We start from the raw sequence: 14259 nt of genomic DNA on the forward strand, positions 1-14259 counted from the left end.
TGCGTGACCACTCCCGGAGTGATTATCGGTGGTGGTAATCACTCCAGGATTGATTATACGGCAAACTCCCGCCAAGGCCGGCCGCGCCGGCTCAAAGCCGGACCCTGTCTCCCGCGATGCCGGGTTATGCGGGAGACAGGCGGCCGTCGGCGAGGCGCCAGACACGATCACAGCACGCCGCCAGCCGGGGATTGTGCGTCGCCAGCACGGAGGTCAGGCCGTACTCGCGGTGCATGTCGCGCAGCAGCACATGCAACGCGTCGGCCGTGAGTTCGTCGAGGTCGCCGGTGGGCTCGTCGGCCAGGAGCAGCGCCGGACGCGTCACCAGCGCTCGGGCAATCGCGACGCGTTGCTGCTCGCCGCCCGACAGCGTGCCAGGCCGATGCCGGAGCCGATCGGCCAGACCCACCTTGCCTAGCAGGTCTCGAGCCCGCGCCCGCGCGACGCCTGGCTCGGTGCGCCCGATCCGCAGCGGCATCTCGGTGTTTTCGAGCGCATCGAACTCCGGGAGCAGATGATGAAACTGGAAGACGAATCCCACGTGCTGATTGCGGAACGTGACCCGCGCCTGGTCGGACAGGTCGCTCAGCACGGTCTCACCGATGCACACGCATCCCTGCTCCCAGTGGTCCAGGCCCCCCAGCGCGTGGAGCAACGTGCTCTTGCCCACGCCCGATACCCCGATGATGGCCACCATCTCTCCGGCCTCGACATTCAGATTGAGACCACGCAGGACATGGAGACGTTCCTGTCCCACGGTGTAGCTCTTGTGGAGATCGGTGACGGCAAGAAAGGACATGATCGCCTATCCGAATCTCAGCGCCTCGGCCGGATCCAGCTTGGCGGCCTGCCGCGATGGATAAATCGTGGCGACAAAGCAGATGACCATCGCCGACCCGACCACCACCGCGAGATCCATAGGCTGCAGCACGAACGGGATGTAGGCGATCTGGTACACGTCAATCGGGACGTGAATCAGCCGGTACCGGTCCAGGATCGTCGCCAGCCCGTAGCCGCCAACCGTGCCGACCAGCGTGCCCACCGTCCCAATCAACAGCCCCTGGATCATGAAGATGCTCATGATGCTCCGCGCCGACGCGCCCATCGTCTTCAGAATAGCGATGTCGGGGCTCTTCTCCATCACCAGCAACACGAGTGACGCCACGATGTTGAGCGCGGCGACCATGACGATGAGGCCGATCGTGATGGAGATGGCCATCTTCTCCAGCCACAGCGCCGAGAAGAGCGCCTGATTCAGGTCGGCCCAGGTCTGCGTGATGTACTTGGCGTTCAACTGCTCGCGGATCCCGCGGGCGACCTCGGGGGCGGCGTAGATGTCGTCCACGCGCAGTTCGATGAGCTCGATCGTGTCGCGGTCCAGGAGCCGGCGAGCCAGCGGCAGGCTGACAAACCCGTACGCCGAATCGAACTCGAACAGGCCCAGCGAGAACTGTCCCACCACCCGCACACGCCGCGATCGGGGATACACCCCCATCGGCGTGAGCGAGCCCTGCGTCGTCAGCAGCGTCACCTCATCGCCATCGACCACTCCAAGCCTGCGAGCCAGATCGGCCCCGATGACGATCCCAGGACGCTCGTCGGCGGCGCTGCTGATCAGCGCGTCGAGCCGCCCGCTCTTCATCGCGCTGGCGATGTCGGTGACGCTGGTCTCGAGCGCGGGATCGATCCCTTTGAGCGTGATGAACGCATCGCCGCGGCCGGTGGAGATCAGCGCTTTGCCGAGGATCGCTGGCGCCGCTCCCGTCACGCGCGGCACGGATAGGAGCGCCGCCGCTTCCGACTGGTAGTCGACGATCCCGCCCTGCTTGTAGACGAAGATGTGGGCGGTGGCCCCCAGGATGCGGCTGCGCAGCTCCTGCTGCAGCCCCGTCATCAACGCGAGCGCCAGGATGAGCGCCATGACGCCGACCACGACACCAAGCGTCGACACGAGGGAGATGACGGAGATGAACGCCTGCTTGCGACGCGCCAGCAGATACCGAAGCGCGATGTGGACCTCGTAGGGCAGCGTCACGTCGCGCAGGCCTGGGGACGCATTTGCGGGAAGAGGATCACGTCGCGGATCGACGGGCTCCCGGTGAGCACCATGACGAGACGATCGATGCCGATGCCCTCGCCGCCCGCCGGCGGCATCCCGAACTCGAGCGCCCGGATGTAGTCCTCGTCCATCCCATGCGCTTCCTCGTCGCCTCGCTGCCGATCGGCAAGCTGCTGTTCGAATCGCCGGCGCTGCTCGGCCGGGTCGTTGAGCTCGCTGAACGCATTGGCGACCTCGAACGCCCCGATGTACAACTCGAACCGCTCGACGGTATCCGGGTCATCGGCCCGCTGCTTCGAGAGCGGCGACACCTCGGTCGGGAAGTCGTAGACGAATGTGGGTTGGATGAGCGAACTCTCGCACAGGGCCTCGAACAGCTCCGTCGCGATCTTGCCGGGACCGCCACCCGGCGTCACCGGGATGCCGAGCCGTTCGGCCAGGCTCGCGGCCCGGCCGCCGTCGCGCAGGTCCCCCTCGGCCACCGCCTCACCGAGCCGCCGCGACGCCTCTTCCCGGACCGCTTCGCGCAGCGAGACGCGCCGGTACGGCGCCGCCAGCGAGATCTCATGGCCGCCGAACGTGCAGGTGTCGGCCCCGATCGCATCGCGTGCGACCGTCGAGATGAGCTGCTCGGTCATGTCCATCAGTTCACGGTAGTCGCTGTAGGCCTGGTAGAACTCCAGCATTGTGAATTCGGGGTTGTGCTGGGTGGAGATGCCCTCGTTGCGGAAATTCCGGTTGATCTCGTAGACCCGCTCGATGCCGCCCACCGTGAGACGCTTGAGGTAGAGCTCGGGTGCGATGCGCAGGTAGAGATCGATATCCAGCGCGTTGTGATGCGTGACAAACGGCCGGGCGAGCGCGCCGCCGGCCATCGGTTGCATCATCGGTGTCTCGACTTCGAGGAAGCCGCGCCCATCGAGGAAGCGCCGGATCCCGGCCATCACGCGGCTGCGGACTTCGAACACGCGACGCGAATCCGGGTTGACGATCAGGTCCAGGTACCGCTGCCGGTAGCGAATCTCGATGTCCTGCAGCCCATGCCATTTCTCCGGCAGCGGCCGGAGGCACTTGGCGAGGAATTCGATGTGCGAGGCCCAGATCGTCAACTCGTTGGTCCTGGTCCGGAACACCCGACCTGCCACACCCACGAAGTCGCCGAAATCGAGCAACTTGAAGAGTGCGAAATCCCGTTCCGGAAGCGCGTCCTGCCGGATGTACGCCTGGATGCGGGCGCGGCCGTCGGTCAGCACCAGGAAGTTGGCCTTGCCAAAGCTCCGGATGGCGAGAATGCGGCCGCTGGTAATCGTCTCGGGCCGTAATGTCTCGAGATCGTCGTGCGTGCGGGATCCCTGAGCGTTGGCCAGTGCCTCGATCGTGTCGGTACGCTCGAACGACCTCGGGTAGATCTCGATTCCGAGTTCCTGGATCTGCGCCAGGTTGGCCCGGCGCTGCTGGATGAGTTCGTTGTCGTCAGACATACGGGGTTCTGCCTGGCTCTACGGGCGCTGCCTCTGGCAGGCTCTTGTACACCGCGTCGAGCACGCCGTTGACGAAGCGCAGGGCCTCCTCTTCGCTGAAGGTCCGCGCCAGTTCAATCGCCTCGTCTATCACGACGCTCGGCGGCGTGTCCGGCGCGTGCAGCAGTTCGAAGATGGCCAGCCTCAGAATCAGCCGATCGACAATCGCGATGCGTTCGATCCGCCAGTGCTGGGCATGGCTGCCGATGAGCGCATCGATCTCCGCGACGTGCGCCACGGTGCCCGCCACCAGCGACTCGGCAAATCGGCGGTTCGCCAGGGTGAGCGGCTTGACCCCCTCCTGCTCGATCGTCTCGTAGTCGGCTGCGACCGTCTCGGGTGCGGTCCGGCCGACCTCCCATTGATAGAGCATCTGGAAGGCCGATTCGCGCGCGCGGTGCCGGCTCCCGGTGTTCACCGCGACGCCGTGCCCGACGACGCCGCGCGAACGGCCCGTCGTAGAGTCGCCATTTCCACGGCGGCGATCGCCGCTTCCCAGCCCTTGTTCGCGGTACCCGGAACGGCTCGCGCCAGGGCCTGCTCGGCAGACTCGGTCGTCAGCACGCCGAAACTCATCGGCACCCCGGTCGTCATCGAGGCCTGCATGATCCCGTGCGCGACAGACGACGAGATGTAGTCGAAGTGCGGCGTCTCACCGCGAATCAGGCAGCCGAGACACACGACCGCGTCGTAGCGCCCCGTGAGGGCGGCGATATGCGCGGCCTGCGGAATCTCGTACGCGCCAGGCACGTCGAGCACGTCAATGTCGTGGTCGGCGGCGCCCGCGCCGCGCAAGGCTTCGATCGCACCTTCCCGGAGGCGGTCGGTGACGAAGTCGTTGTAGCGCGACGCCACGATGGCGATGCGAAGATCCCGTGCGTCTGTCGTGCCCTTGAACACCATGGCGTCCCGATTCCGCATGGCAGCCCGCGGTGCACGTCCGTCTGCATTCGACCGGCGCTGCATCCCGGACTGCTACCGTCCCGTGAAGGTGGCTTTCCGCTTCTCGACAAACGCCCGCGTACCCTCGCGCATGTCGTCGGTCGAGGCCACCAGGCCAAACAGTGTCGCCTCGAGCACGCACCCATCGGCGACCGTCATCTCGAGGCCGCGATTCATGGCCTCCATGGCGTGCCGAAGCGCGACCGGTGCGCTCGCCGCCAGCGCCTGAGCCAGCGTCCGAGCCTCGGTCATCAGCGCCGCCGCCGGCACGACGCGATTGACGAGACCGATGCGGTACGCTTCGGCCGCATCAATGGTCGCGCCCGTCAGAATCAGTTCCATCGCGCGGCCCTTGCCGACCAGGCGCGGCAATCGCTGCGTCCCGCCAAACCCAGGGATCACGCCGAGTTTGACCTCGGGCTGACCGAACTTGGCCGTCTCGGATGCCAGCCGGATCGTACAGGCCATCGCCAGTTCGCATCCACCGCCAAGCGCGTAGCCGTTGATGGCCGCCACAACCGGCTTGCCGAGCTGCTCAATCTGGTCGACGATGCGCTGCCCCGCTGCCGCGTAGGCCTTGCCCGCAACCGGCGTCAATTCGGCCAGTTCCTTGATGTCGGCGCCGGCGACGAACGCTTTCTCGCCGGCCCCCGTCAGAACGACCGCCCTGACCCCGTCGTCGTCGCGCAACTCGGTCATCGCGCGATCGAGATCGCGCAGCATCGCCATGTTCAGTGCGTTCAGCACGGCCGGCCGGTTCAGCGTCACGATGGCCACGCCGGCATCTCGCTCGAGGATCAGATAGTCATACGCCATGGATTCGACTGCTCCCGCGCAAAAGTATACTCCACGCCCACGCCAGCCCCGCCGCCAGCGCGGCCCCGGTGGTGTCGGCCGCCCAGTCCATCAGGTCGTACGAGCGATTGGGCACGAAGAGCTGATGGTACTCGTCCGAATAGCCGTAGGCCGACGAGATCACGATGGCGATGATGACGGTCCGACACGTGACCGATCGCCACTGGCCAGCGGCCACCGCCCAGACCACGAGCAACGACAGCACGCCATAGGCGGTGAAATGCTCCAGCTTGTCGGATGGGGCACCGGGCAGTACTGGAAGCGTCGACTGCGCTGACAGGAAGAACAGCACGCCCAGGTAGCCGACCACGGCCAGCCAGCGCCACCAGCGCCAGCGCTCCTCGACGGCGCGAGACGACTGACCCGGTTCGACGGGCAGGTGTTCCGGTACAGGTGAGGACACGACTGAGGAATCTCTACAGTGGAAGGAAGTACAGCAGCCACCCGATGACGAACGCCGCGCCGAGCAGGCTCACGAGAATAGTCGCCCCGGCCCGAACCTGCTCACGCGGCGCGTCCCGCATAAGCACGCCGCCGACCAGGGCCACGAACGCGGCGAAGACCGCCATCAGCAAGACGTGACTGTGAATGGCCATGGGTGTGCTACTTCCGGCCGACCGCGATGTCGTGGGCGTCGATGATGACCAACGCGTTCAACAGGCCGGCCGTGATCACAAAAGCGTTTCCGTACTCGTACGTCACGGCACTGGCCAGACCGAGACCAAGTCCGAACATCCGGGCGACCAGGTACGGCAGGCCGGAACCGACATCGGCGATCGCCGCGAGTGCCACGAGCGGCTCGGACAACTCGAACGGGAACAACCGTCCCTCGAGCGCCAGCCCGACCGCGAACATCATTGGCAACGCGATGAGGAAGGCGACGCCCTTCTGCCGGCGGCCGAGCCACAGGTGGCCTCCGCCGGGAATCAGCCACGACACGAGATAAATCAGCCACAGGGGTTTCGCGGGACGCGCCGGGGCCTGAGACTTCGCCTTCGAACCAGTCGCCATGATGGTCAGTGTATCGCACGCTCCGCGTTGTCGTCGAACGGCACGCCGCCGACCCACGCCACGACGAACCCGGCCACCGCCGCCCCGAGTGGCACCGCGCCGGCACATCGCACGACGTTCGAGATGTCGAGGCCGACGATGTGTTCGAGCGCCCACAGCGCGACGGTCGGGACAGCCGCGCCCAGCAGGACCCTGCGCAAGTTCGTCTGCAGCACCGACGATCCATCCGCGCGGCGCGATCGCCGGCGCATCCAGCCCAGCCCGATGATGGCGCCAACCGCCGCACCGCCGTACAGCCCTACGCAGCGGGCACACACGGGAGTCTGCACGTCACCAACGTGGAAGGATCGGTCAGCGTGTTGGTGACAGATGAGTGAGCCCGCCCGATACGTCGCCGCCACGGCGACCAGCGTCGCACCACTCGGGCTGGCGGCCGCCACCACGGGAGTCGCGACCAGCCATGCAGCCCACACCACAGTGAGACTGGTCAGGCCGACCGCCGCGAGGGCTCGTCCGTTCATCTCCTCAGCTTTGCGACGGCAGGCGCAGCGGGCCGAAGTTCGCTTGGTAGCGGGCCACGAAGTCGGGCCACGTGTAGTGGTGGCTGGACCCGCCCAGGTGCTCCAGCGCGTAGGCTGCCGCCACGCTGCCCAGCCGCCCGCACACATCGTAGCCGGCGCCCGAGGCGAGCCCCTTCATGAACCCGCCGCGGAACGCGTCGCCCACGCCGGTCGGGTCGGCAATGCACGCAGGAGGCACGGCCGGGATGTCAATCACGGAATCGCGCAACATCACGCTGGCGCCCTTTTCCCCCTTCGTCACGACCACGGCGTCGGCATGCTGGAGCAACGCCTGCTCATCGAGCCCGGTCTTCTCGCGGATGATCTCGAATTCGTAGTCGTTCGAGATGACGATGCGCGCGCCGGTAAGACCGCGCTTCAATTCGTCGCCCGCCATCCGCGCCACCTGCTGGCTTGGGTCGAAGATGTACGGCACGCCAATCGCCCGGCACTCCTCCGCGTAATTGACCATGGCGGTCGGATCGTTGGGCGAGATGATCACGAGATCGCCTCCCCCCGCCCTGGCGATCGACAGTTCGGCGGCATGGGCCATCGCGCCGGTATAGAACAAGGCGATTTGATTGCCGTGATGATCGGTGCTGCAAAAGAACGAGGCGGTGAACTTGCCCTCGATCTCCTTCACCAGCGACGTATCCACGCCGGCCGCCTCGAGCCACGTGCGGTATTCGCCAAAATCCTGCCCGGCCGTCCCCATAAGCCGAGGCCGCTCGCCCAGCAGCGCCAGCGAGTACGCGATATTGGGCGCGCACCCGCCGCGGCGCTTGTCCATCGTGTCGACCAGGAAGCTCAAGCTCACGCGATGGAGGTGATCGGGTAACAGGTGCTCGGTGAAGCTGCCGGGAAACGACATCAGGTAGTCGTACGCGATCGAACCAGTGACGATGATGTTCATGATGCTGTGATGTACCTGCCGATGATGGGAGCCAGTTCCCGCTTTGTCTGAGCCGGGATGTGCTCCGGCCTTGTGATGATGGCGGTCTCGAGAGCTCGACCGCACGCGCATGTCCGTTTCGCCGGCATGTGCCCGACCGTCTCGGCGATGATCGTCTGCGCCATGGCCGCGTTCTGCGTCAGATTGCTGATGATCATCTCGACGCTCACCGAATCGTGATCCTGGTGCCAGCAGTCGTAGTCGGTCACCAGCGCGATCGTCGAGTAGCAGATCTCGGCCTCGCGCGCGAGCTTGGCCTCCTGCAGGTTCGTCATCCCGATGATGTCCATCCCCCACGAGCGATAGAGCGTCGACTCGGCCAGCGTCGAGAACTGCGGCCCCTCCATGCACACGTAGGTGCCGCGGGCGTGAACGGTCGCGCCGACCGACGTCGCGGCATGGCAGACCAGGCGGCCCAGTTCGCCGCAGACCGGATGGGCGAACCCGACGTGGGCGGCCAGCCCGCGTCCGAAAAACGTGCTGATGCGGCCACTGGTGCGATCGAGGAACTGGTCCGGAATGACGATGTCGAGCGGCTTGTAGTCCTCGCGCAGACTGCCCACGGCGCTGGCCGAGAGGATGCGCTCGACCCCGAGCAACTTGAACCCGAAGATGTTGGCGCGGAAGTTGAGTTCGGACGGCAGGATGCGATGCCCGGCCCCGTGACGCGCGAGAAACGCCACGCGCCGGCCGTGCAGCATCGCGGTGACGTACGGCCCAGACGGTGCCCCAAACGGCGTCGTCAGCGTCACGTCCTCACGCTGGGTGAGGTCGGCCATGTCGTACAGGCCACTGCCTCCGATGATGCCAATCTCGATAGCCATGCGTCAGTCCTTCACGACCTGTGTGAGTTCGACGAGCACCCCGTGGGCGCTCGAGGGATGGATGAAGGCCACCAGCGCGCCCTCGGCGCCGGTGCGCGGCTCGTTGTCGATCAGCCGGACGCCGCGTGCCTTGAGGCGCGCCAGCGCCGCGCGGATGTCGTCGACCCGCAACGTGATGTGGTGCACGCCGGGTCCGCGCTTCTCGACGAACTTCGCAATCGGCGAGTCCGCGGTCGTCGCCTCCAGCAATTCGAGCGACGACTCCCCCACCGGCACGAAGTGGGCGCGCACGCGCTCGGCGGCAACCTCTTCGGTCGAGACGACCTCGAGCCCAAGTGCATCGCGGTAGAACGCGATCGCCTCGGCGATCTCCCGGACGGCGATGCCGATGTGGTCCAGCGTGATCGGCCGCGATTCGCCCCGGCCAAGCGCCCTGCCGAGAATCCCGGCCGCGGCCGAGTACGGATCCAGCGTGCGTTCGGCGATCTGATCAAGCGTCGCCGCGAGTTCGCCTGATCGAAACACCTCGGCTTCGACGTGATCCATGAAGCGGCTCGCGAGCAGCTCTCGCAATCGAAACTCGTCCCGCACGCGCCGCCGGGACATGTGCTCGGTGGTCGAATGAGCCCGGAAGGCATCAATGGCCGCGGCCAGTTCGGCAACGCCCGCGCCCGTGGTGGCCTGGGTCCGCACGACGGGCGGCCGCCACTGGTCGGGCCCGAACTCCTCGATCGCCAGCATCGACTCGATCGACGCCACCAGGCGGTCGGCGCCCTCGCGATCCGTCTTGTTGACGACGAACACGTCGGCGATTTCCATGATGCCGGCCTTCAGGGCCTGCACGTCGTCGCCGGCGCCAGGCACCAGTGTCACGATAGAAATGTCCGCGGTGCGGACAATATCCACTTCGTCCTGGCCGACGCCGACCGTTTCGATGATGACCCAGTCGTAGCCTGCCGCATCGAGCACCTGCGCGGCTTCGTGGGTCGCCCGTGCGAGCCCGCCCAGCTGGCCGCGTGTGGCCATGCTCCGGATGAACACGCCGGCGTCCCCGGCGTGGGCCTGCATGCGCACGCGATCGCCGAGGATGGCGCCGCCGGTGTAGGGACTGGTGGGATCGACGGCAATCACGCCAACCGTCTCGTCGCCCTGGCGGAGTTGGGCCGTCAGCCGGTCCACCAGCGTGCTCTTGCCGGCGCCCGGCGGCCCCGTGATGCCGACCAGATACGCGCCGCCGGTATGAGGAAACAAGGCGCGCACGAGCTCCGCGGCCTGCGGCGCGTCATCTTCGATCAGGGAAATGGCGCGCGCGATGGCGCGCGGCTCGCCCTCGAGGACGCACTCACTCAACCGACGCGGCTTCCCTGACGTCGTCAACTCGCTCATCGGGGTCAGGCCGACGCCGCCAGCAACTGCCGGGCGATCACGAGCCGCTGGATCTCGCTGGTGCCTTCGCCAATCGTCGTCAGTTTCACATCGCGGAAGAATTTCTCGGCTGGATAGTCCTTCACGAATCCGTAGCCACCATGAATCTGGACACACTCTTCCGACGCCCGGACGGCCACCTCGCTCGACATCAGCTTGGCCATGGCCGACTCGCGCGACGTGCGCACACCCTTGTCCTTCAGGTAGGCCGCCCGGTAGGTGAGCAGTCTTGCGGCTTCGATGCGTGTGGCCAGGTCCACCAGTTTCCACTGAATCGCCTGGAACGATGCGATCGGCTGGCCGAACTGCACGCGTTCGAGCGCATAGCGCCGTGCGGTCTCGTACGCGCCCTGCGCCAGGCCGACCGCCAGGGCGGCGATGCCGATGCGCCCGGCGTCAAGCACCTGCAGCGTGTTGATGAAGCCGGCGTTCTCGGCCCCCAGCAGCGCCTCGGCGCCCACGCGGCAGTCGCGGAAGATCAGCTCGCTGGTGTCGCTGGCGCGCATCCCGAGCTTGTCCTCGTGCCGGCCCGCGGCCATCCCAGGGTTCCCGCGCTCGACGATGAAGGCCGAGATGCCGTGCGGGCCTTTCGCCTTGTTGGTGATGGCCATGACGACGCACACTTCGCCGATGCTGCCGTGGGTGATGAAGGCTTTGGCGCCATTGATCACCCAGCCCGCGCCGTCGCGCACCGCGGTTGTCCTGAGTCGGGCCGCGTCCGATCCCGCCGTCGGCTCGGTCAGCGCCCAGGCGCCAATCCACTCGCCCTTCGCCAGCGGCACGAGGTACTGCTGCTTCTGTGCCTCGGTGCCGAACATCGCGATGTGCGCGGAGCAGAGTCCGTTGTGGGCCGCGACCGACAGCGACACGGCGGGATCAATGCGCGCCAGTTCTTCGACGCAGATGCAGTAGTCAATCGCGGACATCGCCGCCCCGCCGTATTCCTCGGGGAACTGGATCCCCATCAGACCAAGCGCCGCCATCTTCGCCACGAGCGATCGGGGAAACGCCTGCGCCTCGTCCCACTCGCGGACGTACGGTCGGATTTCGGTCTCGGCGAACTCGCGAACGACGCGCCGTAACAGGTTCTGCTGGTCGGTTGGGCGGAAGTCCATCGGATCTGGAACCCTAGTAGTAAATCGTCACGCGCCAGTTCCCGGTGTTGTCTCGGAGATTGTCATCATTGATCCCCAGGAACAGCCGGCCGGTCCCCCGCACGCGGATGGCCCCCTGCTCGTCGCCAATGAAGAACGGGTCGCTCGAGCGTTCGCCGACCTTGCCGATCAGCCCCGCGCCGGGCCGATTCGGGATCGGGCGGCCGGCATTGAACGGCGAGTTCTTCTCGCCTTCGGGTCCGTCCTTCCGCCCCTTGCCCCACGTCACCTGCCCGACCGCCCTGAAGAAGATCCGCTGGCCGTCACGCACCTCGATACCGGCGTCGACCCAAGGCACATTGGCCGAGACGACGACCTGATGCTCGCGCATGCCGGGGGCCGGACCGTCGTTCGGATCGCGGCGGGTATCCTGGGGCTGGGGACCGCGGGTTTCATCGGGTCGATTGCCGCGGTTCCCAAGCTCGTCGTCGAAATCGATCCGCTGAACCTCGCGCAGATTCACGCGGATGGTCCGCGAGTTAAATCCGCGCTCCTCCCGGAATTCGACCTCACCGTTCCGGATCGCGACCAATTGCCCGCGCACCTGATCACCGTTGCGCATGACCATGGTGTCGGCTGCGATGGCCGCACCCGCTGCGACCACGAAAGCCAGTGCCAGCCAGATGGATGATGTTCGCCTGATCGCCATGTCTTCCCCCCGAAGGATTCGGTCTGGTATTCTGTCCCCAGGGCCAATATTACCACCGGTCAAGGAGTGCACCGCGATGACCTTCCGACGCGCGACTACTGTTGTTCTCGGGGTTGGGGCGATGGTGCTCCTGCCGTCTCTCGCCCAGGCCGACATCACGGCCTTTCTCGGATCACTCAGGACGGCGGTCCCGCAAACGGTGCGTGGCGTCGCGGCGGGAGGCACGCTGATTGTGGTGGGCGTCGAGCTCGAGTACGCGAACGGGCCGGAGGACGTGGCGACGGCGACGCCCGGGCTCTCGACCGGCACGATCAGCGCCCTTGTGCGGACGCCGACCGGGCGGATTCAGTTTTACGGGGCGGTGGGCGTGGGCCTGTACCGCCAGACGCTGGGCACGCAGACCAACACGAACACGACCGCCTGCGTGGGGGGCGGGGTCACGATTGGCTTAGCCGGTCCGCTCGGCGTACGGGTCGACTATCGCATCATCACGCTCAGGAACCCGATGCACGCCGACGCGTCGACCCGCCAGCGCATCTACGCGGGAGTCAACTTCAAGTTCTGATGTCGGGGAGAAAGCCGTGACGGGGCGCCTTGCAGCGCCCCGTCGGCCGGACGTCTACTTCTTGTCGGGGGGCTTCGGGTCAACAGGCTTCATGTCGGCAACTAGTTTGTGGTTCTGTAGCGTCACGCCGCCTGCGAACGATGCGCTGTAGATCTTGAATAGCTCTTGGACTTTTTCCGGGAAGACGTCATTCAGGATCTTCGACGGGCTGTAGTCGGCACCCTTCACAACCGGGTCGATCACGAAGACGTAGAGAATGTTGCCGCTCGCAATCGGCTCAGTACTCTTGTAGACGCGCCAACCCTTGGCCATCGCCTTGTGCACCGGGTCTTTGCTCGCGGCAAGTGCGTCCTTCAGGTTTGCAATGACCTTTTCAAAGTCCTCAGCTCTATCAGGCTTGATCACGTTGAACATCATGCCAACATCGCCGGTGAACACTCGGGCGGCCGACGCCGCAGCCTGGGCCGGTGCTGCCGCGGCCTGCGGGGCGGCAGCCGCCTTCGGCGTTGCGACCACGGCCTGCTGGGCGGCAGCCGCCTGCACGGGTTTCAGGGCGGCCGACGTGCACCAAGACACGGCCACCAGCATCCCAATGATCCCTGGTGCAGCCCTCATCAGTTTGACCTCCATCTGACGGGCGCGATGCGCGTCCGCATGCGACCATGATAGCTGAATCCATCACGGGCGGTTCCCTCGCGCGCGCCCCGTGGGGGTTATCGGACGCCTGGTCACTCCCAAACCCGATCTGTCTGCGAACAGGAAGGTACGGCTCGGAAGGCCACCCTAAAGCACCATCGGCACGATGCGAACGTCTCGCAAGGGGGCGCGGCCGTTTTCGGGTGAAGGAGCGGGCGGAGCACAGCGGGCTGAACGACGACGTCGTGGAGAGAACCGTCGTCGACCAGTAGAACCTGGTTCAACGTCCCCGCCATCTGACGCGCGGGTTGACAAGTCGACGCATGGCGCAACCCTTCCGTATCGAAAACGTTGGGGCAATTCCCGGGGGAGCTGAACGGCGGGGCTATTCCAGTCCCGGATCCGATCGCGACGGTAGGCTCGAGGAGCGAGCTGTCGCTGGCAAGTCAAGATGACCGGTTGGCCTTATCAATATCTGAGGCGGGAACCGGAAGACGCACGACCTACAGAAAATGGGAGCGGGCGCTGAACCCAAAGGGCAGCGCCCACTCCCAACAATTCGGCTAAACGGAAAACGTGCTGACTACTTTCCGAAGTTGCCCACCAGTTGATAGTTCAGGTATTGGACTCCGGCCAAGCAATTCTTGATCGAATCGTAGATCGCTTGCGTCTCGGTAGGGAGACCTTCATAGAGAATCTTCGACATCGTGTAGTCGGCATCCTTCACGACAGGGTCAATGAGGAACGCATACACAACAGTACCATCGGTGCGTACCTCTGGCGACTTAAGGACACGCCAGCCTGCCGCCTGAGCCTTTCGCTCTGGCTTGTCACTCTTGGTCAACACATCCTTCAGCTTAGCGACCAGTCCCTCAAACTCGGCCGTCTTGTCACCCTTGACGATGTTCACGATGAGGCCGACGTCTCCCGTGAACACTCGGGTGGCCGGCGGTGCAGCCTGGGCCGGTGCGGCCGGAGCCTGCGGTGCGGCCGCCGTCTGGGCCTGCGCTACGCCAACCGAAACCGCCAGGGCGGCCAGGGTCAGCGCCAATCCAACTACAATGCGCCGCCATCCGGCAGCACGTGGCATCCACGTCGAGAGCATTT

18 protein-coding genes and 1 pseudogene are annotated in these 14259 nt (G+C 65.8%); 1 reads left to right on the forward strand and 18 read right to left on the reverse strand.

Features of this window, described 5'->3' with window-relative positions:
* Positions 1-124 precede the first annotated feature (124 nt).
* From NT151_13330 to NT151_13405, 16 genes and pseudogenes are all read right to left on the reverse strand, one after another.
* Positions 125-802 carry an ABC transporter ATP-binding protein gene (locus NT151_13330; protein MCX6539897.1) on the reverse strand — a complete coding sequence of 226 codons (678 nt, stop codon included), beginning with the start codon at positions 800-802 and terminating at the stop codon, positions 125-127.
* Between the two features lie 3 nt (positions 803-805).
* Positions 806-2035: an ABC transporter permease gene (locus NT151_13335; protein ID MCX6539898.1), complete on the reverse strand. Its 1230-nt coding sequence runs from the start codon at positions 2033-2035 to the stop codon at positions 806-808.
* Positions 2032-3540 (reverse strand): lysine--tRNA ligase, encoded by a 1509-nt coding sequence (gene lysS / locus NT151_13340; protein ID MCX6539899.1) that lies wholly within the window; start codon positions 3538-3540, stop codon positions 2032-2034. Before lysS ends, NT151_13335 begins: the two co-directional genes overlap by 4 nt.
* Positions 3533-3997 (reverse strand): transcription antitermination factor NusB, encoded by a 465-nt coding sequence (gene nusB / locus NT151_13345; GenBank protein MCX6539900.1) that lies wholly within the window; start codon positions 3995-3997, stop codon positions 3533-3535. The genes lysS and nusB overlap by 8 nt, the downstream gene beginning before the upstream one ends.
* Positions 3994-4482 carry a 6,7-dimethyl-8-ribityllumazine synthase gene (gene ribH, locus NT151_13350; protein MCX6539901.1) on the reverse strand — a complete coding sequence of 163 codons (489 nt, stop codon included), beginning with the start codon at positions 4480-4482 and terminating at the stop codon, positions 3994-3996. The genes nusB and ribH overlap by 4 nt, the downstream gene beginning before the upstream one ends.
* A 72-nt stretch (positions 4483-4554) precedes the next feature.
* Positions 4555-5337 carry an enoyl-CoA hydratase-related protein gene (locus NT151_13355; protein MCX6539902.1) on the reverse strand — a complete coding sequence of 261 codons (783 nt, stop codon included), beginning with the start codon at positions 5335-5337 and terminating at the stop codon, positions 4555-4557.
* Positions 5327-5779, reverse strand: coding sequence for a VanZ family protein (locus NT151_13360; GenBank protein MCX6539903.1), 453 nt, complete (start codon positions 5777-5779; stop codon positions 5327-5329). The genes NT151_13355 and NT151_13360 overlap by 11 nt, the downstream gene beginning before the upstream one ends.
* A gap of 13 nt (positions 5780-5792) precedes the next feature.
* A complete protein-coding gene (locus tag NT151_13365; GenBank protein ID MCX6539904.1) occupies positions 5793-5972 on the reverse strand; it encodes a hypothetical protein in 180 nt (59 codons plus the stop codon).
* A gap of 7 nt (positions 5973-5979) precedes the next feature.
* A complete protein-coding gene (locus tag NT151_13370; protein ID MCX6539905.1) occupies positions 5980-6387 on the reverse strand; it encodes a hypothetical protein in 408 nt (135 codons plus the stop codon).
* 5 nt (positions 6388-6392) lie between these two features.
* Positions 6393-6908 (reverse strand): DUF2085 domain-containing protein, encoded by a 516-nt coding sequence (locus tag NT151_13375; GenBank protein MCX6539906.1) that lies wholly within the window; start codon positions 6906-6908, stop codon positions 6393-6395.
* A gap of 4 nt (positions 6909-6912) precedes the next feature.
* Complete coding sequence (locus NT151_13380) at positions 6913-7860, reverse strand: carbohydrate kinase family protein (protein ID MCX6539907.1); 948 nt, start codon at positions 7858-7860, stop codon at positions 6913-6915.
* Complete coding sequence (gene mtnP / locus NT151_13385; protein MCX6539908.1) at positions 7857-8723, reverse strand: S-methyl-5'-thioadenosine phosphorylase; 867 nt, start codon at positions 8721-8723, stop codon at positions 7857-7859. Before mtnP ends, NT151_13380 begins: the two co-directional genes overlap by 4 nt.
* A 3-nt stretch (positions 8724-8726) precedes the next feature.
* Positions 8727-9167: a methylmalonyl-CoA epimerase gene (gene mce / locus NT151_13390; GenBank protein ID MCX6539909.1), complete on the reverse strand. Its 441-nt coding sequence runs from the start codon at positions 9165-9167 to the stop codon at positions 8727-8729.
* A pseudogene (gene meaB, locus NT151_13395) lies at positions 9147-10109 on the reverse strand (methylmalonyl Co-A mutase-associated GTPase MeaB). Before meaB ends, mce begins: the two are co-directional and overlap by 21 nt.
* A gap of 5 nt (positions 10110-10114) precedes the next feature.
* The gene (locus NT151_13400; protein ID MCX6539910.1) at positions 10115-11263 is read right to left on the reverse strand and encodes an acyl-CoA dehydrogenase family protein; all 1149 of its coding nucleotides are present in this window, start codon (positions 11261-11263) and stop codon (positions 10115-10117) included.
* 13 nt (positions 11264-11276) lie between these two features.
* Complete coding sequence (locus NT151_13405) at positions 11277-11951, reverse strand: hypothetical protein (GenBank protein ID MCX6539911.1); 675 nt, start codon at positions 11949-11951, stop codon at positions 11277-11279.
* A 76-nt stretch (positions 11952-12027) separates the two neighbouring features.
* Between NT151_13405 and NT151_13410 the strand changes: the two genes are divergently transcribed.
* Positions 12028-12516 carry a hypothetical protein gene (locus NT151_13410; GenBank protein ID MCX6539912.1) on the forward strand — a complete coding sequence of 163 codons (489 nt, stop codon included), beginning with the start codon at positions 12028-12030 and terminating at the stop codon, positions 12514-12516.
* Positions 12517-12570: 54 nt separating this feature from the next.
* Here NT151_13410 and NT151_13415 read toward each other — a convergent pair whose 3' ends face one another.
* Both NT151_13415 and NT151_13420 read right to left on the reverse strand, forming a co-directional pair.
* The gene (locus NT151_13415; GenBank protein MCX6539913.1) at positions 12571-13104 is read right to left on the reverse strand and encodes a hypothetical protein; all 534 of its coding nucleotides are present in this window, start codon (positions 13102-13104) and stop codon (positions 12571-12573) included.
* Between the two features lie 631 nt (positions 13105-13735).
* Positions 13736-14257 carry a hypothetical protein gene (locus tag NT151_13420; protein ID MCX6539914.1) on the reverse strand — a complete coding sequence of 174 codons (522 nt, stop codon included), beginning with the start codon at positions 14255-14257 and terminating at the stop codon, positions 13736-13738.
* Positions 14258-14259 lie beyond the last annotated feature (2 nt).

It is taken from the genome of Acidobacteriota bacterium, assembly GCA_026393675.1.
Classification (GTDB): domain Bacteria; phylum Acidobacteriota; class Vicinamibacteria; order Vicinamibacterales; family JAKQTR01; genus JBAXOX01.

Bases quoted from the DNA above. Each gene is read 5' to 3' on its own strand.
- NT151_13380 (MCX6539907.1), bottom strand. From the start codon at position 7,860: ATGAACATCATCGTCACTGGTTCGATCGCGTACGACTACCTGATGTCG.
- NT151_13370 (MCX6539905.1), bottom strand. From the start codon at position 6,387: ATGGCGACTGGTTCGAAGGCGAAGTCTCAGGCCCCGGCGCGTCCCGCG.
- NT151_13415 (MCX6539913.1), bottom strand. From the start codon at position 13,104: ATGCTGGTGGCCGTGTCTTGGTGCACGTCGGCCGCCCTGAAACCCGTG.
- NT151_13375 (MCX6539906.1), bottom strand. From the start codon at position 6,908: ATGAACGGACGAGCCCTCGCGGCGGTCGGCCTGACCAGTCTCACTGTG.
- NT151_13400 (MCX6539910.1), bottom strand. From the start codon at position 11,263: ATGGACTTCCGCCCAACCGACCAGCAGAACCTGTTACGGCGCGTCGTT.
- mtnP (MCX6539908.1), bottom strand. From the start codon at position 8,723: ATGGCTATCGAGATTGGCATCATCGGAGGCAGTGGCCTGTACGACATG.
- lysS (MCX6539899.1), bottom strand. From the start codon at position 3,540: ATGTCTGACGACAACGAACTCATCCAGCAGCGCCGGGCCAACCTGGCG.
- ribH (MCX6539901.1), bottom strand. From the start codon at position 4,482: ATGGTGTTCAAGGGCACGACAGACGCACGGGATCTTCGCATCGCCATC.
- NT151_13365 (MCX6539904.1), bottom strand. From the start codon at position 5,972: ATGGCCATTCACAGTCACGTCTTGCTGATGGCGGTCTTCGCCGCGTTC.
- NT151_13410 (MCX6539912.1), top strand. From the start codon at position 12,028: ATGACCTTCCGACGCGCGACTACTGTTGTTCTCGGGGTTGGGGCGATG.
- NT151_13355 (MCX6539902.1), bottom strand. From the start codon at position 5,337: ATGGCGTATGACTATCTGATCCTCGAGCGAGATGCCGGCGTGGCCATC.
- NT151_13405 (MCX6539911.1), bottom strand. From the start codon at position 11,951: ATGGCGATCAGGCGAACATCATCCATCTGGCTGGCACTGGCTTTCGTG.
- NT151_13420 (MCX6539914.1), bottom strand. From the start codon at position 14,257: ATGCTCTCGACGTGGATGCCACGTGCTGCCGGATGGCGGCGCATTGTA.